Here is a 26,300-nt window from a genome sequence, read left to right on the forward strand (position 1 = left end):
GATTGGGGGATGCTGTGGAACTCCGCCGACCTGAAGCAGCTTTACCGAATCCATAATCGACTCAATCTTTCAGGTCGATAAATGACGCAAGACACCTTGGTCAGTTCCCTCTCCCTCCGGGAGAGGGCTAGGGTGAGGGGCTTTTGATCTTCAAATACTCAAGGCCTGTCCCAGTAGGGCACTTCCCCGAAGCATTCGATGAAGAAGTCGATCACCGTGCGCACCTTCACCGACAACCGTCGACTCCCCGGCCAGAGCACCGCGATCTGCTGCGGTTCCAGGCTGTTCGACACCTGATACTCCCGCAGCACCGGCACCAGCGTGCCTTCGCGCACCGCTTCACCAATCAGCCATGACGGAAACATCACCAGCCCCAACCCTTGTTCGGCGGCTTGCGTCAGCGTGTCGGCATGGTTGCCGGTGATCGGACCTTTAACCGAGTAGGGCGTCCAATCCTCCCCGTCACGACGGAAAAACCAGCGTTGCTGCCCCGTCGCACCCTTATAGGCCAGGCATTGATGCTGCGCGAGATCCTCGGGATGTTGCGGTGCGCCGTGGCGCTTGAGATACGCCGGGCTGGCCGCGACCTGAAAGCGATGCGGCGCCAGAATCCGCGCCTGCATGCTCGAATCGTGCAGCGGGCCGATGCGAAACAGCAGATCTGCACCTTCCTGCAAGGGATCGACGTAATGGTCGGTCTGCTGGATATCCAGTTGCAGCTTCGGATAGCGCGCGCACAACTGGCCCAGCCACGGCGTCAAATGACGCTGGCCGAACACCACCGGGGCGTTGATTCGCACCAGGCCGGTGGGTTCGCTTTGCTGTTCCTGCAAGGCTTGCCCGGCTTCCTCCAGTTGCACCAGCAGCAGTCGCGCGTGATGACCGAGCAGGCGCCCGGCTTCGGTCGGGCTCACGGCGCGGGTGTGGCGGTAGAGCAATTGCTGGTTCAGCGCTTGCTCCATCAATTGAATCTGCCGGGAAATCGAAGAGGGCGCCACGCCCTCGCGGCGAGCGACTTCGGAAAAACTGCCATGGTCGAGCACCGCCACAAACAGCCTTAGCGCTTTGAATCCGAGTTCGTTGAGCCCGTGCATGATCTGTCCTGCTGTGCGTATTGCGCAAAAGTGTTGTCCGGATGCTCCCATTTATCGCACAGCGACGCCAGCCGATAATCCGCGCCATCGATTACTTGCGTGGAAGTTGAGTTATGCAGACGTTGGATGAAGGCGCTGTCGCGGCGCCGGTGGCGCGGTCGTGGTTGCGCTTGTTGCTCCTGCCGCTGGTGATCCTGGCGGGCATGGGCTTGTCGGTGGAGGCGGGGTTGCTCGGGCCGTTGGGTGTGCAGGTCGGGCATCTGTGGGCGACGTTGAGCATCTTTGGCGTGGGCTCGGCGATCCTGTTTTTGCTGCTGCTGTTCGCCGGTCCGCAAAAAGGCCCGGCGCTGAACACGTTGCCGCGCTGGCAGTTGATCGGCGGATTTCTCGGGCCGATGTATGTCGTGGTGTTGACGTTGGCGACGCCGCATATCGGCATTGCGATGACGATGATTGCGATCCTCTCCGGGCAGGTCGGCAAGAGTGTGCTGATCGACCACTTTGGCTGGTTCGGCGCGGCGCGCAAGAAGGTCAATGCTGAGCGTTGGCTGGCGTTGGGGTTGATTGTGGTGGCGTTGGTTCTGATTGCGCGGGGGTGAGTGATGGGTCTGGTTATTTTGTTGGCGGTGGTGGTGTTGGCCGGTGCGGTGTTGAGTGTGCAGGCGGCGATCAATGGGCGTCTGGGCGAGACCGTCGGGGTGTTGCGCAGTAGTTTGCTGACGTTTGCGGTGGGTGCGGTGGTGACCGGGTTGTTGATTTTGTTTTTTGAACCGGCGCAGGCGGTGAGTCTGTTGGATGTGCCGAAGTGGCAGCTGACAGGGGCGTTGTTCGGGGTGGTTTACATGATGGTGATGGTGGGTGCGGTGCCAGTGGTGGGGACGGCTGTGGCTACTGTGGCGGTGATTGTCGGGCAGTTGGGGATGGGCATGTTGATTGATAACTTTGGCTGGTTGGGGAATCCGGCGATTGAGCTTTCTTCGAGTCGGGTTTTGGCGATGGGGTGTCTGGGGTTGGCTTTGGTGTTTATGTATCGGAGTTCGCGTTCGGCTGGGTGATTTTATTTTCGGGGGGGCATCGCCTACGGTTTGCTGCGCTGCACCTCCTCTCGATGGGTTTGGCTGCGCCAAACGGTCGCCGCGCTCCCACCCCCGGATCAATCCCTCCACTCAGCCTTCCGACGTCGCCCGTGGATCAAGATCAGGAGCAGGCGAGCTGACACTCGGCCTATTGAGTGGTGAAGAGCGTGGGTGTTCGGCTTTTGATTTGCGTTGTTGCTGCCCCTCACCCCAGCCCTCTCCCGAGGGAGAGGGAGCCGATTTTTGGGCTTTTCAAAGCCTGAGTTCAACACGGAATCGCACGTCGGCGTATCTCTTCCAGTCCACGCCGTCAGTCCCCTCTCCCTACGGGCGGTCCGACGTTTCGGGAGGGCTAGGGTGAGGGGCTCTTGATCTGGCTCTGGCTCTGGCTCTGGCTCTGGCTCTTGATCTTGCTTTGGCTTTTGATCTTTTGCCCCTTCGGCAGGCCGAGCGAAGGTGTTCATCAGGGGGAGGGAGCGCAGCGACCGTGCGGCGCAGCCGCATACATCGAGAGGAGGTGCAGCGAAGCAAACCGTAGGCGATGCCCCCTGATGGACACCGTAGCGAGGGAACACTGAGCCTCAGCGAAGTGCCGTACGCCGGGGGTAGCCTTTTTGGTTACTTTTTCGGCGTTTGGAAAAAGTGACCCGCCGTAAGGGCGGAACCCTAAGCAGCCGTTACCGCAGCAACGGATATGCCCCCAAACCCAATCCAATCCCCAATCTCAATCCAATCCCAATCCAAATCCCAAACAAAATCAAAAGATCGCAGCCTGCGGCAGCTCCTACACTGGTTATCAAGGCTTGCCTATAAAGCCTCAGACAACCACCCAAAAAGGAGTCTGTTCCATGCCTGATAGAAAATGCGATTGCCCCGGGTGCAAGTGCACCATCAAGGAAGGCGATCATGCCTACGCCGTGCACGGTAAACACTATTGTTGCGAAGCCTGCGCCCACCACCACAAAAGTGGCGAAGAGTGCTCAAGCAAGGGCTGCCATTGCGCGCATTCCAAATAACCGCGGCCACAAAAAAGTGGAGCCTAATCAGGCTCCACTTCCAGTTTCAAACTCGCATCATCCATGCGCTCGGTATGCCGCACCGTGCCTTGCAGCCGTCGGCCTTCAACCCTGACCACCACGGTTTTCGCCTGATCGAGATCCTCGGGTAACGGCGCGGGGACTCTCAGCGCGAAACGAAACGGATCATCCTCGACCGCTTCCAGACCCACGCGACAATCCACGCTTTTGGTAACCCGCCCAAAAAGCGTATCGAGGCCGTAGTCCAGATGCGCCGCGCTGCAGATGTTGCTCATTGTGCATTCCCCCGAATGTTGCCGATCACTGCGCAAAGCTTAGCTGGTCGGTCGCCACACGACATTTTCGACGCCGAATTTTTCCGCCATCGGTTTGCTGGTTTTCTGCACCTTTTCCCGGCCAAATCGCGGGATTCGCCCGACGCCGGCGTCGCAGCTCGCCCAGTGCCAAGCCTCGGCGTTGTCCATTTTGTCCGAGCGGATAATGAACGACTTGGCGGCGCCGTGAAGGGTGTATTCGATGACGTAGAGTTTTGCGTTGTTCATAAAGCCCGTATTCCTCCCTGTGGTAATAGAAGGATCGCGGCGCCACGGGAAAATTCATTCGGATTGTCCGACGGTATCTATCATTGGCGACGCATCGATCCACTGGTTACCATGCTGTCTCCGCCAACCCCAATGAATGCTCGCCATGGCCCTCGCCGCGCCCCCCGATCTGAGTGACACCGATGTGCCCGTGCAACGTGTGGCGCGGACCTATCCGCGTGGCTTGTTCATCGAACCGCATGAGCATGTCTGGGGGCAGTTGCTGTATGCGATGAGCGGGGTGATGTGGGTCGAGACGCCGCATGAAGCGCTGGTGGTGCCGCCGCAGCGCGCGGTGTGGTTGCCGCCCGGTGTGCCACACGGGATTCGTGTGGTCTCGGATCTGCAGATGCGCAATATCTACTTGCGCCCGGCGCTGGCGGCGACGCTGGATCAAACCGTGCAGGTGATTGAAGTCGGTGGTTTGCTGCGCGAGTTGATCGTCGGGCTGGTGGAGCAGGGCGACAATGGCGAGCCTGCCTATTACGAGGCGTTGGTCGGCCTGGCGTTGCTGGAGCTGAAACGCGCACGGCGTTCGCAGTTGAAGATCCCGCTGCCGGATGACTCCGATCGGCGTCTGATGAATCTGTGTCAGGCGGTGATGGCGGCGCCGTCGCTGGAGATACCATTTGAGCAGCACGCGGAAAATGCCGGGGCCAGCGTGCGCACGTTGGCGCGGTTGTTCAAGGATGGCCTCGGCATGGGCTTTGCCGAATGGCGGCGCCAGGTGCAACTGGCGACGGCGGTGGCGGAATTGATTCAGGGCGTGGCGGTCAGTGTCATCGCCCGCGAACTCGGCTACTCACCCAGCAGCTTCAGCGACATGTTCCGCCGCGAACTGGGCGTCGCCCCCTCACAATTCAACACCACCCAAACCGTAACCGTGTAGGAGCTGCCGCAGGCTGCGATCTTTTGATGTTGTTTTTCAACATCAACATCAAAAGATCGCAGCCTGCGGCAGCTCCTACGGGTGAGAATCTGGCCGAAATTCAGAAGTCCTTGGCCGATGCCTTCGCGCCCGATTCCCTAGACTCTGCTCATTCCTTCAAGCGGCGGAGTTCCTCCCCATGAACTATCTGATTTCGCTGGCCATCGGTCTGGGCGTCGGCCTTTTGTATGGCGCGCTCGACTTCCGTTCACCCGCGCCGCCGGCCATCGCGCTGGTCGGTTTGCTCGGCATGCTCGCCGGTGAGCAGTTGTGGCCGATGGGTCGGCAACTGGTGTCGGGTTGGTTGTCCTGAATTTTCCTTTCTCCTTTGGTGGATGTCCCCATGAAAGCACTGCAATTCGATAAAACCGGCGACCTGTCCTCCCTGCGCTACGTCGAGGTGCCGACGCCGGTGGCCGGCCCAGACGAAATTCTGGTGCAGATCAAGGCGGCCGGCCTCAACCCCAGCGACGTGAAGAATGTCCTCGGCCGTTTTCCTTACACCACGTTGCCACGCATCCCCGGTCGGGATTTCGCCGGGGTGGTGGTCGAAGGCCCGCAAGCGCTGATCGGTCAAGAAGTCTGGGGCACCGGTCGTGAGCTGGGTTTCTTTGCCGACGGTTCCCACGCGCAATTCGTCAAACTGCCGGCCAATGGTGTGGCGCACAAACCCTCGCACTTGAGTTTCAGCCAGGCCGCCAGCCTCGGTGTGCCGTACACCACCGCATGGGATGCACTGGAACGCAGTCTGGTCAGCGCCGAAACCCGTTTGCTGGTGATCGGCGGCGGCGCGGTGGCGACGGCAGCATTGGCCTTGGCCAAAGTGCGCGGTGCGCAATTGCTGGCCGCAGCGCGACGCCCCGAGCAGGTCAAGGATTTGCAGGCGCAGGGTTATCAGACGATTCAACTGGATAAACCCGAAGACCTCGGTGCGCAGGTCCACGCGGTGTATCGCGACGGTGCCGATGTGATCTTCGACACCACCGGTTTCTGGCTGCCAGCGTCGGTGGCGGCGTTGGCCACGTTCGGACGCATTGCAATCATCGCCGCACCGGTCGACGGTCACGTACAACTGCCAGCACTGGCGCTGTACCGCAAGGGTGGTTCGGTGGTCGGGATCAATTCGCTGTTGTACGGCGTTGCCGCCTGCGCGGCGATGCTGGAGCAATTCGGGCGGTTCTTCGATGAAGGCTTGCTGCCGCTGCCGGAGGGGTTGGTGGAGTCGCCTTTGGCCGACGGCCTGGCACGGTACGCCGAGGTGAATCAGGGTGGCGGTGACAAAGTCATCCTCATTCCCTGATTACAAGCCGCTAAAAGATCGCAGCCTTCGGCAGCTCCTACAGGGGAACACAATCCATGTAGGAGCTGCCGCAGGCTGCGATCTTTTGATTTTTATACCCCAGGCACACCGTTTTCCCAGGCCGACCAGTGCTTGAGGATGTCCTGCACCAGCGGATTCCCTGCGCGATAAAGGTTTTCCAGCGCCGGCACAAATCCACCTTGGTCAGCATATTTGAGCAAGTTATCTACCTCACTGCCGCCCGGTTCAGGGCGGTCGAAATCGGAGCCGGCGCGCACCACCGCCAGGCGCTGTACATCCACCAGCCCTTCACGACTGGCGCGCAACAGCGCCTCATAGGTCGAGTTGTCTTCCTGCTGTGTCGTGCAGTATTCGCCCTTGTTGTCGGTCAGCAGTCTGGTCCAGACCTCGGCCCGTTCGCTCAGGCGCGTACCGGAGAACCAGGTGTTGCCGGCCAGTGTGTCGCAGCGGGTGACCACCGGTGGCTGATTGGCCGGCGCCGATGGATATTTCAGGCGCCACGCCGCCGATTCCTTACTCTCGCTCAGTTCGACCTTGTGGCTGAGGGCGAAGGCTTTGTCTTGCAGTTTCGCGTTCAGTTCGAACACTTCAGTCTTGTAGTCCAGCGGCGGTTTTTCGTTCGGGCTTTTGGTGTTGATGCCCAGATAACCGGTCGGCCAACTCGACGGCGCATCGCGCGAATCGATCTCCCATTGCGTGCCGAATTCCACCAGATAATGCGCCCACGCGGCGGTGCCGATGGTCCCGTGTTTCGGGCTGATCCCGGCGATACCAGCGATCAGGAAATAGCTTTTACGCAAGTCGAATTTCGGCGACAACGCCAGTGCGAGAGTCGAGGCGGCGGCGTTGCTCTGGCCCATGCCAGTGGTCAACAGGCACACCTGCTGCGCATTGCAGCGGATGTTCGGGTACTCGGCGGACAGACCCGGTACGCGGATTTCCTGCTTCAGCTGCAGACGTTCAATCCAGTTTTGCGCCTCGGGGGCGAACATGGTGATCAGCACTACCTTCGGTTGAATCGGTGCCTCGGCCGCCCCGGCGGTAGAAGAGAGCAGGGCCAGACCGGCCAGGGTCAGACGCGTGATTGCTTGCATGAAACCTCCTGAAAATCAGAACTGATAACCGACACCGGCGTAGTAACCCCAGCCATTGGAACGTGCGCGGAAATCACCGTCGCCAAAGTTCAGCTCGCTGCCGTCTTCCCAGTTGCCGCCGTTGTGGAAATAACGCCCAACCAGGGTGAAGCGCAAATGGGTGAACGAGTAGAGCAAGACGTTGGTCGCCACCGTCGCATTGGCGGTGCGTGCCGGGTTGTCCTTGTGGATGTCGGAGCCGAAATCGAAGTTGGTGAAGCCGATGTAGGTCAGCGAAGCGCCGTTGCTGAATTTGTCGATGGGCACGATGTACTTGAGCTGGGCGCGGTAGCCGTCCCACGAATACTCGTTGCTCGCGCCGTAGTTTTCCCACTGGTAACGACCGTAGAGGTTCGCCGACAGGTTGACCCGCGAGTGGGTGTCGATGTCGGTACCGAAACCGCTGTACAGCGTGTTGGCGCGGTTCTCTTTGCGGCTGCCGTGGTCGTAGATCCAGTCGAACGCGACGTACCACTCCTTGAACGGGCCGATGGCCAGGCTGCGGCCGGCGAGGTAGTCGATGGAGATGCGCGGTTCGTGTTCCATGAACAGCGGCGAGCCGTGATCCCAGACACCTTTGTCGTGGCTGTTGCCGATGTTGAAGATTTTCGGCACGTCGATGTAGCCGTACAGCTCGAACGGTCCCTTGCGACCGAAGTACTCGTATTCCAGGTAGATGTCGTCGGACGGCTGCGGGCCGAAACTGATGTCTTTGCTGCCGATCAGCATCAGATCCTGGTTGTACCAATCCGACAGGTATTCGCCTTTTTTCGGCGGGCTGGCTTCCGGGCTGAGGGCTTCGCCCTGGGCGGATTCTTCTGGCAGCGCGGGTTGGGCAAATGCGCTGTGGCTGAGAACTCCGGTAACGCCGGCCAGTAGCAAGGAAACAGCAAAGGTGCGCACAAAAGGTGCGCGAAAGGGGGATGCGGCGTGCATTCAAAGTCCTTTTTTGCGGATCGAGGCCCGTATTCCGTGGGCTTGTACGGTTTTGTTACGAAAACGTTGGGATTGACGTTGCGCAAACGTTTGCACAAGACGTACCAGAATCTTCAGCAAGCTGAAAAATAGACACTTTTCATGGTTTTTCTGGCAGGTCGATCAGATATTCGCTGCACAGCGTAAAAACTGTAGGAGTGAGCCTGCTCGCGATGGCGGTGCGTCAGTTAACGGATAATTTTCTGACACACCGCCATCGCGAGCAGGCTCGCTCCTACAGGGGCTGCGTCAGGCTGAAGTACCGTGAATACGGGCTGAAAGGCTTATTCCAGACCCTTCTAGTATTAAAGTATTAACACCATTTAATCAGTGCCCCATGGCGGGGCGTCTACTAGCTTTGTCCCCAATCAACGGTTTTGTGATGACCGTCGCAGTCTTGATTCGCGTGTGGAATAAGCACGGCTTTGCACGCCTTCAAGGAAGAAATTGGCCACGACAAGGAGTAGCCCGTGGAAGCAAGGTTTGGTGTCGCCCTCGTTTCGCGTTTTTCCCCTCTTTCCCTTGCTGTGCACCTGAGCGTCGCCGGGCTGTTGTTCGGCGGCGTCAGTGCACCTGCGCTGGCCACATGCTCCACGGCCGGTTCAATCGTGACGTGTACGGGGGTGCCGCCACTGCCACTGGTTCCTAACGACTTCGCCAGTGCCACGAACAACCTGACGGTCAACGTCAACAGCGGCGCGCAGATGAACGCGACCCTTGGCGGGCATGTCATGGACCTGACGGGGGTCAACATCACCCTGAACAACTCCGGCATCATGGATCCGGCAGTCCTTGGTCTGATATCGGTGTTGAGCGGCGGTGCATTTATCGGAAACGGCGCGACCAGCACGGTCAATGTGCTCAACAATACGGGCGCGATCATGCGCGGTACCGGCATGTTGCTCGGGCTTAACCTGACCAGCATCAATGGCCTGGCCATCGCGGTGAACAACGCCACTGCCGGCACCACCACCCTCACCAACAACGGCACGATTACCTCGACCGGCCTGTCGATCGGCGGCATCACCCTGGCCGACACCCCGGTGATCGGCGTCTACGGTGGCTCGCAGGTCAACATGACCAACAGCAGCACTGGCGTGATCAACGGCCGGATTGCCTTCGAAACGTCGGCGGCGGGCAACACCTTCACCAACGCCGGCGCGATTACTGGCGGCGTGTCGATGGGCGCGGCGAGCACCAACACTTTCACGGCAGTGACCGGTTCTTCAGTGCAGGTCGGTGACGGTGTGCAGATCAGTGTCGGGCTTGGCGGCCTGATCAATATCAACCTGACGTTCGCCCCGACCGGCACGGTCGATGGTGGTTTGGGTGGCACCAACAGCCTGATCCTGCAAAACCCGGCCGGTGTCGGCGGCGGCATCACCGGGACTGGCACGGCGTCGAGCGCCACCTACGTCAACTTCAACAACCTGACCCTCAACAGCGGCACCTGGACCTTGCAGGGACCCTTGGTCAGCGGCGCGACCACGCTCAATGGTGGTATCGCGAATTTCAACAACAACGCCACGTTCGGCAGCGGCGTGCTCACGTCCAACGGCGGGATTCTGCAGGCGAGCAATGCCGGATTGAACGTCGCCAACCTGATCTCCCTCGGCGCTGGCGGCGTCACCGTACAAGGCAGCAACGCGACCACCCTGAGCGGGGTGATTTCCGGCAGCGGCGGTTTCACCAAGGCCGGCACCGGCCAACTTAACCTCAGCGCCGCCAACACCTATCTGGGCAACACCACGCTCAATGGCGGCACGGTGCAGGTCAGCAACAATCAGGCGTTCAGCAGCGGCAGCCTCAACGTCACCAGCGCGACAACGCTGAGCGCACCGGGCACCATCAGTCTGGCCAATGCCATCAGCCTCGGCGGCACTTTGACCGCCAGCGGCACTGGCGCACTGACCCTCGGTGGCTTGATCAGCGGCAGCAGCGGTTTGACCAAAACCGGTACGGGCAGCCTGACCGTCAGCGGCGCCAACACGGGTTTCACCGGCACCACCACCCTCAGCGCCGGCAGCCTGCTGGTGACCAATAACAACTCGCTGGGCAGCGGTGCGCTGAACACCGCCGCCGGCACCAGCCTCGACAGCACCGCCAACGTCACCCTGGCCAATAACATCGGCATGACCGGCGCGCTCAACGTGCTCGGCAGCAATGCACTGACCCTCGGCGGCGTGTTGAGCGGCACCGGTGGCATCACCAAATCCGGCACTGCCAGCCTGACCCTGACCGGCAACAACAGCAACTCAGGCAACACCACCCTCAATGCCGGCAGTCTGTTCGTTGGCAGCAACACCGCACTGGGTACCGGCGCGTTGACTGCGGCGGCGGGCACTACGCTGGATGCGACTACCGCAGTGACACTGGCGAATGCCGTCGCACTGGCGGGCGGGGTGACCATTGGCGGCACCCAGGCATTGGGCTTGAGCGGGGTCGTCAGTGGCGCCGGCAACCTGATCAAGAACGGCACGGCGAACCTGAGCCTCAGCGGCAACAACACTTTCTCCGGCGGCACCGCACTTAACGCCGGCACGCTGATTGTCGGTTCCAACACGGCGCTGGGGACCGGCGCACTGACCACGGCGGCGGGCACCACACTCGATGCCAGCAGCGCAGTTGCATTGACCAACGCGGTCTCGCTCGGCGGCAACCTCAATGTCGGCGGCAGCGCCAACCTGACCTTGGGCGGGATTGTCAGCGGCAGCGGCGGGCTAACCAAAAACGGCGCGGCCAATCTGATTCTCAACGGCGCGAACACCTTCCTCGGTGCGGTCGCATTGAACGCGGGCACGATCACCGCGGGCGCCAACGCGGCGCTCGGCAGCGGCAACATCACCGTCGGTGGCGTGGCAACTCTTGACAGCAATGCGGCGGTGACCCTCAACAACGCGGTCATTCTCAACAACAGCCTGGGGATCGGCGGCAGCAACGCGCTGACCCTAGGCGGGGTGATCAGCGGCGCCAGCCAACTGGTGAAAAACGGCGCGGCCAATCTCACTCTGACCGGCACCAATACATACAGCGGTGGCACCACGCTGAATGCCGGCAGCCTGACCGTCGGCAACGGCGCCGCACTGGGCACGGGCGCGTTGTCGGTGGAAGGTGCGGGCACCCTCAACAGCAGCTCTGCCGTGACCCTGAACAATAACGTGATTCTCAACGCCAACCTCACGGCAGGCGGCGCCAATGCACTGGCCCTCGGCGGTGTAATCAGTGGCAGCAATGGCCTGATCAAGACCGGTGCATCGAGTCTCACGCTTACCGGGAATAACACCTACACCGGCACCACCGCGCTGAACGCCGGTTCGCTGATTGTCGGCTCCAACACGGCCCTCGGCACCGGCACACTGAACGCCTCGAACGGCACCTCACTGGATGCCAGTACCGCCGCAACGCTGGCCAACAATGTCAATCTCGGCGGCACTCTGACCTTGGGTGGCACCAATGCGCTGACCCTCGGTGGCGTGGTCGCCGGTATCGGTGGGCTGACCAAGAACGGCGCTGCCGACCTGATCCTCAACGGTGCCAATACTTATTTTGGCAACACCGCGTTGAACACCGGCAAACTGATTGTCGGCAGCAACAATGCGTTGGGCTCCGGTACGTTGAACGCGGCGGCCAACACCACGCTGGACGCCAACACGGCCGTCAGCCTGAACAATGCCGTGGCACTCGCCGGTGCCTTGAACATCGCCGGCACGGCGAACATGACCCTGACCGGCCTGGTCAGCGGCGCCGGCAGTCTGGTGAAAAACGGCGCGGCCAATCTGATTCTCAATGCCGCCAACAACTACCTCGGTGGCACCACGCTGAATGCCGGCACCCTGACTGTCGGCAACAGTTCGGCCCTCGGTTCCGGTGCATTGACCGTTGCCGGCGCGGCGACACTCGACAGCAACTCGCCGCTGGTCAGCCTCAACAATGCCGTCGCCCTGAACGCCGCACTGACTGTGGGCGGCACGCAGAACCTTACCCTCGGCGGTGTCACCAGCGGCACTGGCCAGTTGATCAAGAACGGCGCGGCCAACCTGACCCTCAACGGCAACAACAGCTTCAGCGGCGGCACCACGCTCAACGCCGGCACGCTGACCCTGGGCAATGCCAACGGTTTGGGCAGCGGCGCATTGATCGTCGGCGGCGCGGCGACGCTGGATAACAGCGCTTCGTTCGGCATTGGCAACGCGATCACGCTGAACGCTGGATTGACCGTCGCCGGCAACAATGATTTGAGTTTGAACGGCATCATCGACGGTGCCGGCAGCCTGACCAAAAACGGTCTGTCGGACCTGGCCCTGGCTGGCAACAACACCTTCACCGGCGCGCTGAACATCGTCTCCGGCAGCGTCACCACGCTCAACAACAACGCCTTGGGCAACACCTCCGGGGTCAACATCAGCGCCGGCGCCGGACTCAATCTGGGCAGCAACGCCAGCCTCGGTGCGCTGACGGGCAGCGGCAGTGTGCAACTGACCGGCAGCACCCTGCTGACCGTCGGCAGCGGCGACGTCACCAGCACCTTCGATGGCGATCTCAGCGGCAGCGGTGGCCTGGTCAAAATCGGTACCGGCACCTTGAACCTCACCGGCATCAATGGCATTACCGGCAACACCGCGATCAATGGCGGTACCGTCGATCTCAGCGGTTCGCTGGCCAGTGCGCAGGTCAATGTGAATACCGGCGGCACGCTGACCGGTACCGGCTCGGCGATTGGATCGGTGAACGTTAACAGCGGCGGGCATCTGGCCTTGTCGTCGGGCAACCAACTGTCTGCCAGTGCGTTGACTCTCGCGGCCGGCAGCAATGTCGATGTGGCGTTGGCAACACCGTCGACCACCTCGCTGATGAATGTCGGCGGCAACCTCACGCTCAACGGCAATCTCAACGTCACCGATGCTGGCGGTTTCGGTGTCGGCGTGTATCGCCTGTTCAACTACGCCGGCGCCCTGACCGATCTGGGGCTGGATGTCGCCAGCGTGCCGGTCGGTTACGGCCTCGGCGATCTGCTAGTGCAGACCGGCGTGGCCAATCAGATCAACATTCAAGTGTCGGCACCGAACGTCAACATCCGTTACTGGGACGGCAGCCAGACCATTGCCAACGGCGTGGTCGATGGTGGCAGCGGTACGTGGAATGCGGTCGGCACCAACTGGACCGATGCCAACGGTCTGGTCAACCAACCATGGGCCGGCGATTTCGCAGTATTCCAGGGCACCGCCGGCACGGTGACGGTGAACGGCACACAAGCGTTTACCGGCATGCAATTCCTCACCGACGGCTACAACGTGGTTAACGGCGCGGCGGGGCAACTCACGGCGGTCAACGGCACTGGCGGCACCACGTCGTTGCGCGTCGATCCGGGCGTGACGGCGACCATCAACGCCAACATCAATGGCAGCGGCATCCTCAATAAACTCGACAGCGGCACCTTGGTGCTGGGCGGTGCCAACGCCTATACCGGCGGCACGCAACTGGACGGCGGCAAAATCATCGTCGGCAGCAACACTGCACTGGGTACCGGCACGTTGACGGCGAACGCCGGTACGCAACTGGACAGCAACGCCGCAGTGACCCTGGCCAACGCCGCGACGCTCAACGGCAACCTGACCATCGTCGGCAGCAATGCGCTGACATTGAATGGTGTGATTGGCGGCACCGGTGGCCTGATCAAAACCGGCGCGGCCAACCTGACCCTCGGCGGCAACAACGCCTTCCTAGGCCCGGTGGCGCTGAATGCCGGTGGACTGATTCTGGCGTCGAACTCGGCGCTGGGTTCCGGCACGTTGAACGCGGCGGGCGGCACCACGCTGGATGCCAGCACTGCCGTGTCGGTGAACAACGCGGTCAATCTGGCCGGCAACCTCGGCATCGTTGGCACATCGGATCTGACCCTGGCCGGGACGGTCAACGGCGCCGGCAGCCTGAGCAAAAACGGCGCGTCGAACCTGACCCTCAGCGGCAACAACAACTTCCTCGGCGGCACCACCCTGAACGCTGGCACTTTGACCGCCGGCAGCAACTCGGCGCTGGGTCTGGGCAACCTGACCGTGGCCGGTGCCTCGGCGCTGGACAGCAACAGTGCGTTGAGCCTGGGCAATAACGTCGTGCTCAACGCCAATCTGAGCAACACCGGCAGCAATAACCTGACCGTGGGCGGTGTTGTCAGCGGTGCGGGGGGACTGATCAAGAACGGCGCGTCGAACCTGACGCTCAACGGCATCAATACTTACACGGGCGGCACCACGCTGAACGCCGGTACGCTGACGCTCGGCACGGGCGCGGCTCTGGGCAGCGGCGCGCTGACCGTGGCCGGCGCTTCGACACTCGACAACACCGCGCCACTGGTGCTGGCCAATAACCTCAACGTCAACGCGAATCTGGCGCTGGCCGGTAACAACAACCTGACCCTCGGCGGCATCGTTGCGGGCGCTGGCACGTTGACCAAAAACGGTCTGGCCGACGTGACCCTCAGTGGCAGCAACACCTTCAGCGGCACCTTCGATGTGCTCGCCGGCAGCCTGACCACGCTGAGTGGCGGGGCGCTGGGCAACAACGCCACGCTCAATCTCGCGGGCGGCGCGGCGCTCAATCTCGGTGCCTCGGGCAGCCTTGCCAGCCTCACTGGCAGCGGCACCGCGCTGATCGGCACCGGCAACACCTTGAGCCTCGGTGGCAACAATGTCAGCGGCACCTTCGCCGGTATCCTTAGCGGCGACGGCGGCGTGAGCAAACTTGGCACGGGCACCCTGACTCTCAGCGGCATCAGCGACCTGACCGGTGACACCAACGTCAACGCCGGCACTCTGCAGGTCAACGGCTCGCTGGCCAGCGGCAATGTGCTGGTCAACAACGGTGGCACCCTCGGTGGCAGCGGCACCTTGAGCGGTGCCGTGACGGTGGCCGATGGCGCTCACCTGGCGGGCGTTACCGGCAGCACGTTGAATGTCGGTTCGCTGGTGTTCAACGGCAACTCCAACTTCGACGTCGGCCTTGGCACACCGGTCGCAGGTGGCGGCAACGCGCTGGTCAGCGTCGGCGGCAACCTGACCCTCGACGGCACCCTCAACGTCAGCGACATCGGCGGTTTCGGCAGCGGCGTCTATCGCTTGATCGACTACACCGGCGGCCTGACCGACAACGGCATGCTGATCGGCAGCGTGCCGGGCAGCGTGACGCCGGGCGACCTGACCCTGCAAACCGCGCTGGCCAATCAGATCAACCTGCTGGTGACCGCACCGGGCGTGACCGTGCAATTCTGGGACGGCAATCAACTGGTGGCCAACGGTTCGGTTGAGGGCGGCAGCGGTACCTGGGGCACCGGCACTACTAACTGGACCGACGTCAACGGCACCACCAACCAGGCCTGGACCAACAACTTCGCGGTATTCCAGGGCGCGGCCGGCACGGTCACCGTCAACGGCGCGCAAACCATCACCGGCCTGCAGTTCGTCACCGATGGCTACAGCCTGGTGAACGGCACGGCGGGTTCGCTGAACCTGGTCAACGGTTCGATGGGCAATGCCACGGTGCGGGTTGACCCGAATGCCACGGCAACCATCGGTGTCGCGCTCAATGGCAGCGGCACGCTGGGCAAATACGACACCGGTACGCTGGTGCTCAACGCGGCCAATGGCTACACCGGCGGCACGGCGCTCAATGGCGGCAAGATTGTCGTTGGCAACAACGCGGCGCTCGGCACTGGTGTATTGACCGCCGCCGATGGCACCGCGCTGGACAGCAACACCGCCGTGACCTTGGCCAATGATGTGCTGGTCAACGGTGGCTTGACCGTCGCTGGTTCCAATGTGCTGACCCTGGATGGCGATGTCAGCGGCAGCGGCAGCCTGATCAAGACCGGTGCTTCGAGCCTGACCCTCAACGGCAATAACAGCTACAGCGGCGGCACGCAGCTCAACGCCGGCACGCTGATCCTCGGCAACAACAGCGCGATCAGCAGCGGTGCTTTGAACGTGACCGGCAACGGCAGCCTCGACAGCACCTCGGCGCTGCAGTTGGCCAACGCGATCAATCTGGGCGGGCAATTGACCCTCGCTGGCAACCAGGACACTACGCTGATCGGCGCTGTTACTGGCGCTGGCAGTCTGGTGAAAAATGGCGCGGGCGATCTGACCCTCAGCGGCGCCAACACCTACAGCGGCGGCACCACGCTGAACGGCGGCAGCACATTCGGCGACACCAGCAGCCTGCAAGGTGCAATCGTCAACAATGCCACGCTGACCTTCGAGCAGAATGCCGATGGCAGCTACACCGGTAACCTCACTGGCGCCGGCACGCTGAACAAAACCGGCAGCGGTGACTTGCTCCTGACCGGCAACAACGGTTTCACCGGTAACACCTCGGTGCAAGCCGGCAGCCTGCTGGTCAACGGCACGCTCAACAGTGCCAACGTCAACGTTGCCAGCGGCGCAAGCGTCGGCGGCAGCGGCCAGTTCGGCGGCGCGGTGCAACTGGCCAACGGTGCGACGCTGGTCGGTGGCGGCACAGCAACGCCGCTGTCGGTGGGTGCGCTGGCGTTGTCGTCGGGGACCAATCTGGACTTCTCCCTCGGTTCGGCGACCAGTTCGACCACCGTGGTCAACGTGGCCGGCAACCTGACCCTCGACGGCACGCTCAACGTCAGCAATGCCGGCGGCTTCGGCACTGGTGTCTATCAACTGTTCAACTACGGCGGCAGCCTGACCGACAACGGTCTGGTCTACGGCAGCCTGCCGGTGTCGGCGTCCAATCTCACCTTGCAGACGGCGATTGCCAATCAGATCAACCTGTTGGTGCAAGGCACGCCGGGTGAAGTGCAGTTCTGGAACGGTGACAAGACCAATCCGGATGGCAGCATCGGCGGCGGTAGCGGCGTATGGGGGCCAGGTACTAACTGGACTGATCCGAACGGCACTCAGGCACTCGCGTCGAACGGTCAGTTCGCGGTATTTGGCGGGCAGGGTGGCACGGTCACCGTGCAGGGCAATCAGAACTTCACCGGCCTGCAATTTCTGGCCAATGGCTACAGCCTGACCCCAGGTGCCGGCGGCACGCTGACACCGGTGAATGGACCGGACGGCAGCCTCGCACCGATTCGGGTCAACAGTGGCGGCAGTGCGGAAATCTCTGTGCCGCTGGTGGGCACTGGCGGCATCGAGAAACTCGATTCCGGCACATTGGTATTGAGCGGCGCCAACACCTACAGCGGTGGCACCACGGTCAGTGGCGGTACGCTGATCGGTAACACCACCAGCCTGCAGGGCAACATCCTCAACAACGCTTCACTGTTTTTCGTGCAGAACTTCAACGGTCAGTTCAATGGATCGTTGCGCGGGCTTGGCGCGATGGCCAAACGCGGCACCGGCACCTTGCTGTTGACCGGCGATAACCCGTTCAGCGGCACCGTGGCGGTCGATCAAGGCGTACTGCAAGTCGGTAGCCGCAGCGCGCGGGCCTCGCTCGGTGGCCAAGTCACCGTGGCAAACGGCGCTGCGCTGAGCGGTAATGGCAGCGTTGGCTCGGTGGTCAACCACGGTGTGGTGCAATCCGGCGCCGAAGCGGGCACGTTGAGTGTCGCCGGCAACCTGACCAACGCCTCCGATGGCGTGCTGGCCCTGACCATCAGCTCGCCAACCGCCACGCCGTTGGCGGTCGGTGGCACAGCGACGCTGGGCGGCGGCTTGCAAGTCAACTCGCTGGCACCGTTCACCGGCAATACCGTGTACTCGCTGATCACCGCCGGTGGCGGTGTGGTCGGGACCTTCAGCGCCACAGACCTGCCGCAATACGCGTTCCTCGATTCGGCACTGGTGTATGACGCCAACGCGGTGAACCTGGTGGTCAGCCGCAATGGCAACTCGTTTGCCGATGTCGCCGCCACCAAGAACCAGCGCAACACCGCACTGGCGCTGATGCGCAATGGTGCGGCAGGGGCGACGTTGCAGAACGAAATCGTCAACCTCAGCGTCGCTGGTGCGCGCAGTGCCTTCGACAGCCTGTCCGGAGAAATCCACGCCAGCACCGCCAGCGCCATCCTCGAGGATTCGCGTTACGTGCGCGAAGCGGTCAACGACCGTATGCGCCAGCCATCGTGCAGCGCGGCGGATGATCCACGCCGTGCATTGGCACCGAGCGACAACCAGCTGAGCAGCAACGGTTGCCACGGCGAAATGGTCGGCTGGGCCCGCGCACTTGGCGCTTGGGGCGAGTCGGATGGCGACAGCAATAGCGCCAGCCTCGACCGCAACCTCAGCGGCTTCATGCTCGGCACCGACAAGCAGCTCGATGACCAGTGGCGCGTGGGTATGGCCGCCGGTTACACCCGCAGCGACCTCGATGCGCATGATCGTCGCTCGGATGCCACCGTCGAAAGCTACCACCTGGCGGCATACCTCAACTCGCAGTTCGATGCTCTGGCAGTGCGCCTTGGCGCGGCGTATAGCTGGCACGACATCGAAACCAAACGCGACGTCAGCGTCGGGACTTACAACGACCGGTTGAAAGCTAACTACGACGCCCGCAGCGCGCAGGTATTCGGTGAAGTCGGCTACACGATTGAAGCCGCCGGGATTGCCCTGGAACCCTTCGCCGGCCTGGCGTACGTCAACTACGACAGCGACAAGGCCAAGGAAAAAGGCGGGGAGGGGCGTCTGAGGGCTGAGGCCGACCAGGACATCACCTTCTCGACCCTCGGCCTGCGCGCCGGCAAAGTCATCACCCTGGCCAACGGCGGGCAATTCACCCCGCGCGCGGCCATCGGCTGGCGGCATGCCTTTGGCGACACCAAGCCTGACGCCGACCTGAGCTTCATCGACGGCGGCGCCTCGTTCAGCACGCAGGGCGTGCCGATTGCCAAGGACAGCGCGATTGTCGAAGCGGGTGTCGACTTTCAGATCAGCCCGACCGGCAAGCTGGGCATTGGTTATTCGGGGCAACTGTCGAATGACAACAATGACCATGCGATGACGGTGAGCTTCAGCCTTGGCTTCTGATTAAGGGGCGAAGCACTTTTAGCCGCCCGTGAGGGCGGTTTTTTTTCCCTTGTCGCCAGATGATCGTTCCCCCGCTCTGCGTGGGAACGCCTCCAGGGACGCTCTGCGTTCCGGCTCCGTGAAGGGACGCAGAGCGTCCCAGGCTGCATTCCCACGCGGAGCGGGGGAACGATCGGATAGACCCGGCGTGCTCTGCTAGAATCGGCCCCATTAACTGCCAGAGAACTCCCCATGAGCGAGCCGATTCGTCTGACCCAATACAGCCACGGCGCCGGTTGCGGCTGCAAGATTTCCCCGCAGGTGCTGGAGGTGATTCTCGCCGGCAGCGGTGCGCAGAACCTCGATCCGAAACTGTGGGTCGGCAATGCCTCGCGCGATGATGCAGCGGTGTACGAGATCGATGCCGAGCGCGGTGTGGTTTCGACCACCGACTTCTTTATGCCGATTGTCGATGATCCGTTCGATTTTGGCCGCATTGCCGCCACCAACGCGATCAGCGATATCTACGCGATGGGCGGCGATCCGCTGATGGCGATTGCGATCCTCGGCTGGCCGGTCAATGTGCTGGCGCCGGAAGTCGCGCGTGAAGTGATTCGTGGCGGCCGCGCGGTGTGCGACGCGGCGGGCATTCCGTTGGCGGGCGGGCATTCGATCGATGCGCCGGAACCGATTTTCGGCCTCGCCGTCACCGGTCTGGTGGAAAAACGCCACATGAAACGCAACGACACCGCCACCGCCGGCTGCCTGTTGTACCTGACCAAACCGCTGGGCATCGGCATCCTCACCACGGCCGAGAAGAAAGGCAAATTGCGCGCCGCCGACGTTGGCGTCGCTCGCGACTGGATGTGCACGTTGAACAAACCCGGCAGCCGCTTCGGCAAACTGGCCGGTGTCACGGCGATGACCGACGTCACTGGTTTCGGTCTGCTTGGGCATCTGGTGGAAATGGCGGACGGCAGCCAGTTGACCGCGCGCATCGCTTACGACCGCGTGCCACGGCTGGACAGCGTCGAGTATTACCTCGATCAGGGCTGCGTACCCGGCGGTACGCTGCGCAATTTCGACAGCTATGCGAGCAAGGTCGGGCGTGTGCAGGAGCTGCACAAACGCGTGCTCTGCGATCCGCAAACCAGTGGCGGCCTGCTGATTGCCGTCACCCCCGAGGGCGATGCCGAGTTCCTCCGTGTCGCGGCCGAACTGGGTCTGAACCTGGCGCCAATCGGCGAACTGGTTGAGCGACAGACGAACGCAGTCGAGGTGATCTGATGCTCCGCGACTGCACTGACTACCGAGACATTTTCCTCAACGACCGGCCGCTGATGGATGCGCGTGCGCCGGTCGAGTTCGCCCATGGTGCGTTCCCCGGTGTGGTCAATCTTCCGCTGATGAATGACATCGAGCGGCAGAAGGTCGGCACCTGTTACAAACAGCACGGCCAGCAGGCGGCCATCGCCCTGGGTGAGCGTCTGGTTTCCGATGAGATTCGTGAGCAACGCATTCGCGGCTGGGTCGAGTTTGCCCGGGCCCACCCGGATGGCTATCTCTACTGTTTTCGCGGTGGCTTGCGTTCGCAGATCGTCCAGCAGTGGATCAAGGAGGAGGGCGGCATCGATTACCCGCGTGTTGGCGGCGGCTACAAGGCGATGCGTACTTTTTTGCTGGAGACCATCGATCAGGCCGTGGCGCAATGCGATTTCATTGTGCTGGGGGGCATGACCGGCACCGGCAAAACCGAGGTGCTGGCCCAGTTGCGTAATGGCCTGGATCTGGAAGGACATGCCAATCATCGCGGATCGAGCTTCGGCAAACGCGCCACGGGGCAGCCGGGCAACATCGATTTCGAGAACCGCCTGGCGGTCGATGTGCTGAAAAAACGCGCTGCCGGGATCGCTCAGTTCGTGCTCGAAGACGAGAGCCGGATGGTCGGCAGTTGTGCCTTGCCGTTACCGCTGTACAAGAGCATGCAAGGTTTTCCGATGGTCTGGCTGGAAGACAGCATTGCCGATCGGGTCGAGCGGATCCTGCAGGATTATGTAATCGATCTGCATGCCGAGTTTGTCGCTACCTACGGCGAGGACGGCTTTGCGCTGTACGCCGAGCGGCTGATATCAAGCCTCAACAATATTCAGCGACGTCTGGGCGGCGAACGCCACCAGCGCATGTTTCTGCAAATGGAAGACGCGCTGGCCGAGCAAGCGCGCAGCGGCTCGGTCGAGCAGTTCCGTGGCTGGATCGAAGTGTTGCTGCGTGAGTATTACGATCCGATGTACGTGTATCAGCGCGAGAAAAAGAGCGCGCGGATCGAGTTTTCAGGGGAGAGTGGGGCGGTGATCGAGTATTTGCGCGAGCGGGTGAGACAGGGCAATTGATAGTGGATTAAAGGGCCTCATCGCGAGCAGGCTCACTCCTACAGGGGAACGCATTCCAAGTGTAGGAGTGAGCCTGCTCGCGATGAAGGCCTATCAGGTAATACACAAATCAGGTCGGGCAGGTTTCCTTGCCATGATCCAGCCCCTGCTTGTAGCTGTGGCTCTGCAAACTCGCCTTGCCGTTGTGCCAGGTCAGCGTCAGCACATACAGCGAATCAAAGTCATCACCCGACCAGTCGTCGGTGATGCTCTGCTTGCCGCCAACGGCTTTACCGGCAACCTTGTTGATCAATTCCGGCAGATAGCCGTGCGACCACGCCGTATAAATCGTCGAGTTGTGATACTTGTCGGCGGTCAGTTCGCGGGCCAGATCGCTGGTGTCATTGGCGGAAAACTCGATGTTCACCGGCAGGCCAAGCTTGATCGCCGCCGGGCTGATGGTCATCAGCGGGCGAATGTAGCTGTAGGAGTTGTCCAGCTCGCCTTCCTCGACATTGCGCGTCGGGTTGGCGGCGAACACGTAATCGGCCTTGCCGAATTTTTCCGGCAGCAGTGTCGACAGGTCGATCGCGCGGTTCAAACCCTGGCAGTTGAGCTGGCCGAGACCGCCGGCAGGTTTCTCGGCATGGCGCAGGAACACCAGGGTCTGCGTTCCGTCTACCGGTTGCGCGCGACTTTCGCTGGATTCCAGCGACAGCATTAACGCACTGACCGCCAGCAACGAGGGCAGTGCCACATAGGCGCGATGTTTGAAGCGTTTGGCGAATCTCATCAGGTTCGTCATGGAATAAGGGGTTCTTCAGCAAATTCGATTAAGGCTGACAAACCTTTACACCGCAGGCTCCCAGCACTGAGTGTTTTCCCTGTCGTGACCAGCTTCCTCTGCTCCAAAGACCTAGCTCAGAGTCCACTGAGGCCGATTTGGTTCGATCCCGCACTTTAGCGGCAACCTTCAACGGTCTGGTCGCAGCTTAACCACAGGATGTTACGGTTCATGTAGGCGCTGCCGCAGGCTGCGATCTTTTGATCCTGATTAAAGGCTCAAGATCAAAAGATCGCAGCCTGCGGCAGCGCCTACATTATGATCGGGGTTCAATTTGTGACTGGATGCTTCCCATGACCGATCTGTCCGCGTTCCCGATCACCCAGAAATGGCCGGCGCAGTACCCTGACTGGATTCAGCTCTATTCCTTGCCGACCCCCAACGGCGTCAAAGTGTCGATCATGCTCGAAGAAATCGGCCTGCCGTACGAGCCGCACAAGGTCGCTTTCGACCAGAATGATCAGTTGTCGCCGGAGTTCCTCTCGCTGAACCCGAACAACAAGATCCCGGCGATCCTCGACCCGCATGGCCCAGAGGATCAGCCGCTGCCGTTGTTCGAGTCCGGTGCGATCCTGATTTATCTCGCCGACAAAAGCGGTCAGTTGCTGGCGCAGGAAGGCGCGGTGCGCTATGAAACCCTGCAGTGGCTGATGTTTCAGATGGGCGGTATCGGCCCGATGTTCGGTCAGTTGGGGTTCTTCAATAAATTTGCCGGTAAGGATTACGAAGACAAGCGCCCGCGTGATCGTTATGTCGAAGAGAGCAAGCGTCTGCTCAACGTTCTCAACGGCCGGCTCGAAGGCCGCGACTGGATCATGGGCGAGCGCTACACCATCGCCGACATCGCCACGTTCCCTTGGGTGCGCAACTTGATCGGGTTCTATGAAGCCGGAGACCTGGTGGGCATTCAGAACTTCCCGAATGTCACGCGAGTGCTGGAGAAATTCCTCGCCCGCCCGGCCGTAATCCGCGGCCTGACCATCCCCTCCTGACACTACCTACCCCCTTGTAGGAGTGAGCCTGCTCGCGATAGCGGTGTATCAGTCGACATTACTATTGACTGATACACCGCTATCGCGAGCAGGCTCACTCCTACAGGGGATTTGCGGTGTTCTCGAGGATTATTGCGTACCCGGTAATGCTCTCTTGATTGATCCAGGTTTGTACCGCAACCCCCGCAAGGCATAAGCTTCGCCCCCTACGACTTTCGTCTCATCTGCCGTTTTTTCAGGAAAGGCCCCATGTCCAGTCAGTTCCCCGAAGCACGTCCCCGCCGTCTGCGCCGCAATGCGAGCCTGCGCAGCCTGTTCCAGGAAACCGAATTCAGCCTGAACGATCTGGTCCTGCCGATTTTCGTCGAGGAAGAAATCGACGACTTCGTGCCAATCAAAAGCATGCCCGGCGTGATGCGTATTCCCGAGCGCAAACTGGCCAGCGAGATCGAGCGCTATGCCCGTGCCGGGATCAAATCAGTGATGACTTTTGGCGTGTCGCATCATCTGGACGGCAACGGCAGTGACACCTGGCGCGAAGACGGTCTGGTCTCGCGCATGTCGCGCATTGCCAAGGACGCCGTGCCGGAAATGATCGTGATGTCCGACACCTGCTTTTGCGAGTACACCGATCACGGCCACTGCGGCGTGATGCATCACCATGAAGTCGACAACGACCAGACCCTGATCAACCTCGGCAAACAAGCCGTGGCAGCGGCCCACGCCGGTGCTGACGTGATCGCGCCGTCGGCGGCGATGGACGGCCAGGTGCGGGCGATTCGTCAGGCACTGGACGCGGCCGGATTCACCCAGATTCCGATCATGGCCTATTCGACCAAATTCGCCTCGGCGCTGTATGGCCCGTTCCGCGAGGCCGGTGGCAGCGCGCTGAAAGGCGACCGCAAAAGCTATCAGATGAACCCGATGAACCGCCGCGAAGCGCTGCGTGAATCGCTGCTCGATGAGCAGGAAGGTGCCGACGCGCTGATGGTCAAACCGGCTGGCGCGTACCTCGACATCATCCGCGACATTCGTGAGGCCTCGAACCTGCCGCTGTCGGCGTATCAGGTCAGCGGCGAGTACGCGATGATCAAGTTCGGCGCGCAGGCGGGTGCGATTGATGAAGATCGCGTGGTGCGCGAAAGCCTGGGTGCGATCAAGCGTGCCGGTGCGGATCTGATCTTCACCTACTTCGCGATGGACCTGGCCCTGGCCGGGATCTAGGCAACACTGCAAATCAAAACTGTAGGAGTGAGCCTGCTCGCGAAGGCGTTGTATCAGTCAACATTGATGTCGGCTGATACAACGCCTTCGCGAGCAGGCTCACTCCTACAGGGGATTTGTGGTGGGTCAGGGGCAGTTGAAGTAGGGCCGGATGCCGTGATCGCGGAAGTAGCGTTCGATCACTTTCGGGTCGGCGCTGTTGTCGGCAATCGCCACATAGGTATCCGGACGCAGCAGGTAGAAGCCGTTACGCCCCAACCCCGCCGTTTCAAACGCCGGGCGCCAGTCGAACACATGCAGCGGCAAATGATGCTCGTGGCACCAGGCGATCATCTCGTCGCTGGTGTCGCCATACACATGCACTTGCCAGCACGGCTGGCGTAGCGGTTCGTAATTATCCCCCTCACCATCATGCGCCCACGGCAAGCGGTCGCCGCCGTGCACGTGGCCCGCAGTGCCCTGGCTCAGCGGCATGCCGCGATAGTTGAGGGTGACTTGCGACACGGTGCGAAAGAGGAACTCGCGGCTGGCTTCGAACGAGGCCATTTTCGGGATCAGAAACGGTGCCACGCGCATGCGCAGCAGATCGGCCAGACGACCCTCGGCGGTGACAAAACTGAAGACCTTGTCGGTGGTCGACACCAGCCGGCGCGCGAAGGCGATGCGCTCGGTTTCATAGCTGTCGAGCAGGCTCGTTTCGGCGCCGCCACTGAGCACCGCCGCCAGCTTCCACGCCAGATTGATCGCGTCGCCGATGCCCGTATTCATGCCCTGACCGCCTGCCGGGCTGTGCACATGCGCGGCATCGCCGAGCAGAAACGCGCGGCCCTGGCGAAAGTGTTCGGCGACGCGGTGATGCACGCGATAAGTCGAAAACCAGTGGACGTCCTCAATGTGCACTTTCAGGTGTTCGATGGCACGGCTGCTGACATCGGAAAACTCCAGGGTTTCGGCACGATCCGCGCGCTCGTCACGCACGGTGCCGATCAACCGTGCACGGCTTTCGCCGGCCAGTGGAAACACCGCGAGAAAGTCCGCTTCATCCAGATCCAGATGCAACTCGCCATTCAGCGCCGGCCCACTCGCCAGCACGTCCGCGACATAGAAAATCTGCTGATAGGTGCCACCGGGAAATCCTGCATCGAGGGTTTTGCGCACCACTGAGCGGGCACCGTCGCAACCGGCCAGATAGCAGGCCTGGCAGACTTCCTGCTCGCCATCGGCCAGGCGTAAATGTGCGGTGAGTCCGTCGCCGCCTTCCTCGAAACTTTCCAGCGTGGTGTTGCGTTCCACCGTGATGCCATAGTCTTCGAGACGATCGATCAGCAGCCGTTCGTGTTCGTCCTGCGGGAAGATTTCGACGAACGCGTAAGGCGTCAGGCCTTCGCCGATGCGATTGAGCGGCAACTGCGCAACCGGTTTGCCGTTGACCCAGAAATTCGCCGCCGCCACGCGATGGCCGTTGCGCACCACGGTGTCGGCCAGATCGAGCTGGCGATACAACTCCAGCGTCCGCGCCTGCACCGCCAGCGCCCGCGAGGTGGTGCCGGGCGCCGAGGTTTTATCGATGATGCGCACGCGCACGCCGAGTTTGCTCAGCCACAGAGCCAGCACCAGACCGGTGGGGCCTGCGCCGATGATCAGGACGTCGCTGCGGTTCATGGGATTGTCCTTCGTTTGCTGTGCAGCAAGTATGGATCAGAAGGAGCGGGTGGCCAGTTGATCGGCCAGACGGAAAAAGGCCCCGCAGCGG

Annotated in this window: 18 protein-coding genes; 11 read left to right on the forward strand and 7 right to left on the reverse strand. The window is 61.6% G+C overall.

Annotated features, from left to right (window positions below):
• Positions 1-158 precede the first annotated feature (158 nt).
• A complete protein-coding gene (locus tag ACIPZE_RS02770) occupies positions 159-1,094 on the reverse strand; it encodes a LysR family transcriptional regulator (RefSeq protein WP_283437029.1) in 936 nt (311 codons plus the stop codon).
• A gap of 113 nt (positions 1,095-1,207) precedes the next feature.
• Between ACIPZE_RS02770 and ACIPZE_RS02775 the strand changes: the two genes are divergently transcribed.
• The 3 genes from ACIPZE_RS02775 (at position 1,208) to ACIPZE_RS02785 (ending at position 3,186) form a co-directional block, all read left to right on the forward strand.
• Complete coding sequence (locus ACIPZE_RS02775; protein ID WP_283437028.1) at positions 1,208-1,693, forward strand: DMT family transporter; 486 nt, start codon at positions 1,208-1,210, stop codon at positions 1,691-1,693.
• Positions 1,694-1,696: 3 nt separating this feature from the next.
• Positions 1,697-2,149: a DMT family transporter gene (locus ACIPZE_RS02780; RefSeq protein ID WP_283437027.1), complete on the forward strand. Its 453-nt coding sequence runs from the start codon at positions 1,697-1,699 to the stop codon at positions 2,147-2,149.
• 869 nt (positions 2,150-3,018) lie between these two features.
• Positions 3,019-3,186 carry a metallothionein gene (locus ACIPZE_RS02785; RefSeq protein WP_400771189.1) on the forward strand — a complete coding sequence of 56 codons (168 nt, stop codon included), beginning with the start codon at positions 3,019-3,021 and terminating at the stop codon, positions 3,184-3,186.
• A gap of 23 nt (positions 3,187-3,209) precedes the next feature.
• Here ACIPZE_RS02785 and ACIPZE_RS02790 read toward each other — a convergent pair whose 3' ends face one another.
• Both ACIPZE_RS02790 and ACIPZE_RS02795 read right to left on the reverse strand, forming a co-directional pair.
• The gene (locus tag ACIPZE_RS02790; RefSeq protein WP_400771192.1) at positions 3,210-3,482 is read right to left on the reverse strand and encodes a hypothetical protein; all 273 of its coding nucleotides are present in this window, start codon (positions 3,480-3,482) and stop codon (positions 3,210-3,212) included.
• A gap of 39 nt (positions 3,483-3,521) precedes the next feature.
• A complete protein-coding gene (locus ACIPZE_RS02795; protein ID WP_122590498.1) occupies positions 3,522-3,749 on the reverse strand; it encodes a DUF6555 family protein in 228 nt (75 codons plus the stop codon).
• 136 nt (positions 3,750-3,885) lie between these two features.
• Between ACIPZE_RS02795 and ACIPZE_RS02800 the strand changes: the two genes are divergently transcribed.
• The 3 genes from ACIPZE_RS02800 to ACIPZE_RS02810 all read left to right on the forward strand — a co-directional run bounded on the left by ACIPZE_RS02800 (position 3,886) and on the right by ACIPZE_RS02810 (position 6,016).
• Positions 3,886-4,677, forward strand: a complete 792-nt coding sequence (locus ACIPZE_RS02800; RefSeq protein ID WP_400771195.1) for an AraC family transcriptional regulator — start codon at positions 3,886-3,888, stop codon at positions 4,675-4,677.
• A 178-nt stretch (positions 4,678-4,855) separates the two neighbouring features.
• On the forward strand, positions 4,856-5,029 hold the full coding sequence (locus ACIPZE_RS02805) for a DUF1427 family protein (RefSeq protein WP_080750762.1): 174 nt from the start codon (positions 4,856-4,858) through the stop codon (positions 5,027-5,029).
• A 30-nt stretch (positions 5,030-5,059) separates the two neighbouring features.
• Positions 5,060-6,016: a zinc-binding alcohol dehydrogenase family protein gene (locus tag ACIPZE_RS02810; protein ID WP_400771197.1), complete on the forward strand. Its 957-nt coding sequence runs from the start codon at positions 5,060-5,062 to the stop codon at positions 6,014-6,016.
• Between the two features lie 92 nt (positions 6,017-6,108).
• Here ACIPZE_RS02810 and ACIPZE_RS02815 read toward each other — a convergent pair whose 3' ends face one another.
• On the reverse strand, positions 6,109-7,131 hold the full coding sequence (locus ACIPZE_RS02815; protein ID WP_400771200.1) for a purine-nucleoside phosphorylase: 1,023 nt from the start codon (positions 7,129-7,131) through the stop codon (positions 6,109-6,111).
• 15 nt (positions 7,132-7,146) lie between these two features.
• Positions 7,147-8,106 (reverse strand): nucleoside-specific channel-forming protein Tsx, encoded by a 960-nt coding sequence (locus ACIPZE_RS02820; RefSeq protein WP_400771203.1) that lies wholly within the window; start codon positions 8,104-8,106, stop codon positions 7,147-7,149.
• Between the two features lie 509 nt (positions 8,107-8,615).
• Between ACIPZE_RS02820 and ACIPZE_RS02825 the strand changes: the two genes are divergently transcribed.
• The 3 genes from ACIPZE_RS02825 to mnmH all read left to right on the forward strand — a co-directional run bounded on the left by ACIPZE_RS02825 (position 8,616) and on the right by mnmH (position 21,508).
• The gene (locus ACIPZE_RS02825; protein ID WP_400771205.1) at positions 8,616-19,139 is read left to right on the forward strand and encodes an autotransporter-associated beta strand repeat-containing protein; all 10,524 of its coding nucleotides are present in this window, start codon (positions 8,616-8,618) and stop codon (positions 19,137-19,139) included.
• 231 nt (positions 19,140-19,370) lie between these two features.
• Positions 19,371-20,405, forward strand: coding sequence for a selenide, water dikinase SelD (selD, locus tag ACIPZE_RS02830; protein ID WP_129391816.1), 1,035 nt, complete (start codon positions 19,371-19,373; stop codon positions 20,403-20,405).
• Positions 20,405-21,508 carry a tRNA 2-selenouridine(34) synthase MnmH gene (gene mnmH / locus ACIPZE_RS02835; protein ID WP_400771208.1) on the forward strand — a complete coding sequence of 368 codons (1,104 nt, stop codon included), beginning with the start codon at positions 20,405-20,407 and terminating at the stop codon, positions 21,506-21,508. Before selD ends, mnmH begins: the two co-directional genes overlap by 1 nt.
• Positions 21,509-21,617: 109 nt before the next feature.
• Here mnmH and ACIPZE_RS02840 read toward each other — a convergent pair whose 3' ends face one another.
• Positions 21,618-22,292, reverse strand: coding sequence for a histidine phosphatase family protein (locus tag ACIPZE_RS02840; protein ID WP_129391822.1), 675 nt, complete (start codon positions 22,290-22,292; stop codon positions 21,618-21,620).
• A 332-nt stretch (positions 22,293-22,624) separates the two neighbouring features.
• Here ACIPZE_RS02840 and ACIPZE_RS02845 point away from each other — a divergent pair, with 332 nt between their 5' ends.
• Both ACIPZE_RS02845 and hemB read left to right on the forward strand, forming a co-directional pair.
• A complete protein-coding gene (locus ACIPZE_RS02845) occupies positions 22,625-23,323 on the forward strand; it encodes a glutathione binding-like protein (RefSeq protein WP_400771211.1) in 699 nt (232 codons plus the stop codon).
• A gap of 249 nt (positions 23,324-23,572) precedes the next feature.
• Positions 23,573-24,547, forward strand: coding sequence for a porphobilinogen synthase (hemB, locus tag ACIPZE_RS02850; protein WP_283437019.1), 975 nt, complete (start codon positions 23,573-23,575; stop codon positions 24,545-24,547).
• A gap of 126 nt (positions 24,548-24,673) precedes the next feature.
• On the opposite strand, the gene ACIPZE_RS02855 is transcribed toward hemB, so the two are convergent.
• On the reverse strand, positions 24,674-26,209 hold the full coding sequence (locus ACIPZE_RS02855; protein WP_400771214.1) for an FAD-dependent oxidoreductase: 1,536 nt from the start codon (positions 26,207-26,209) through the stop codon (positions 24,674-24,676).
• Positions 26,210-26,300: the final 91 nt, after the last annotated feature.

Source organism: Pseudomonas sp. NPDC089741, from assembly GCF_044748825.1.
Taxonomy (GTDB): domain Bacteria; phylum Pseudomonadota; class Gammaproteobacteria; order Pseudomonadales; family Pseudomonadaceae; genus Aquipseudomonas; species Aquipseudomonas helmanticensis.

Bases quoted from the DNA above. Each gene is read 5' to 3' on its own strand.
- ACIPZE_RS02770 (WP_283437029.1), bottom strand. From the start codon at position 1,094: ATGCACGGGCTCAACGAACTCGGATTCAAAGCGCTAAGGCTGTTTGTG.
- ACIPZE_RS02775 (WP_283437028.1), top strand. From the start codon at position 1,208: ATGCAGACGTTGGATGAAGGCGCTGTCGCGGCGCCGGTGGCGCGGTCG.
- ACIPZE_RS02780 (WP_283437027.1), top strand. From the start codon at position 1,697: ATGGGTCTGGTTATTTTGTTGGCGGTGGTGGTGTTGGCCGGTGCGGTG.
- ACIPZE_RS02785 (WP_400771189.1), top strand. From the start codon at position 3,019: ATGCCTGATAGAAAATGCGATTGCCCCGGGTGCAAGTGCACCATCAAG.
- ACIPZE_RS02790 (WP_400771192.1), bottom strand. From the start codon at position 3,482: ATGAGCAACATCTGCAGCGCGGCGCATCTGGACTACGGCCTCGATACG.
- ACIPZE_RS02795 (WP_122590498.1), bottom strand. From the start codon at position 3,749: ATGAACAACGCAAAACTCTACGTCATCGAATACACCCTTCACGGCGCC.
- ACIPZE_RS02800 (WP_400771195.1), top strand. From the start codon at position 3,886: ATGCTCGCCATGGCCCTCGCCGCGCCCCCCGATCTGAGTGACACCGAT.
- ACIPZE_RS02805 (WP_080750762.1), top strand. From the start codon at position 4,856: ATGAACTATCTGATTTCGCTGGCCATCGGTCTGGGCGTCGGCCTTTTG.
- ACIPZE_RS02810 (WP_400771197.1), top strand. From the start codon at position 5,060: ATGAAAGCACTGCAATTCGATAAAACCGGCGACCTGTCCTCCCTGCGC.
- ACIPZE_RS02815 (WP_400771200.1), bottom strand. From the start codon at position 7,131: ATGCAAGCAATCACGCGTCTGACCCTGGCCGGTCTGGCCCTGCTCTCT.
- ACIPZE_RS02820 (WP_400771203.1), bottom strand. From the start codon at position 8,106: ATGCACGCCGCATCCCCCTTTCGCGCACCTTTTGTGCGCACCTTTGCT.
- selD (WP_129391816.1), top strand. From the start codon at position 19,371: ATGAGCGAGCCGATTCGTCTGACCCAATACAGCCACGGCGCCGGTTGC.
- mnmH (WP_400771208.1), top strand. From the start codon at position 20,405: ATGCTCCGCGACTGCACTGACTACCGAGACATTTTCCTCAACGACCGG.
- ACIPZE_RS02840 (WP_129391822.1), bottom strand. From the start codon at position 22,292: ATGACGAACCTGATGAGATTCGCCAAACGCTTCAAACATCGCGCCTAT.
- ACIPZE_RS02845 (WP_400771211.1), top strand. From the start codon at position 22,625: ATGACCGATCTGTCCGCGTTCCCGATCACCCAGAAATGGCCGGCGCAG.
- hemB (WP_283437019.1), top strand. From the start codon at position 23,573: ATGTCCAGTCAGTTCCCCGAAGCACGTCCCCGCCGTCTGCGCCGCAAT.
- ACIPZE_RS02855 (WP_400771214.1), bottom strand. From the start codon at position 26,209: ATGAACCGCAGCGACGTCCTGATCATCGGCGCAGGCCCCACCGGTCTG.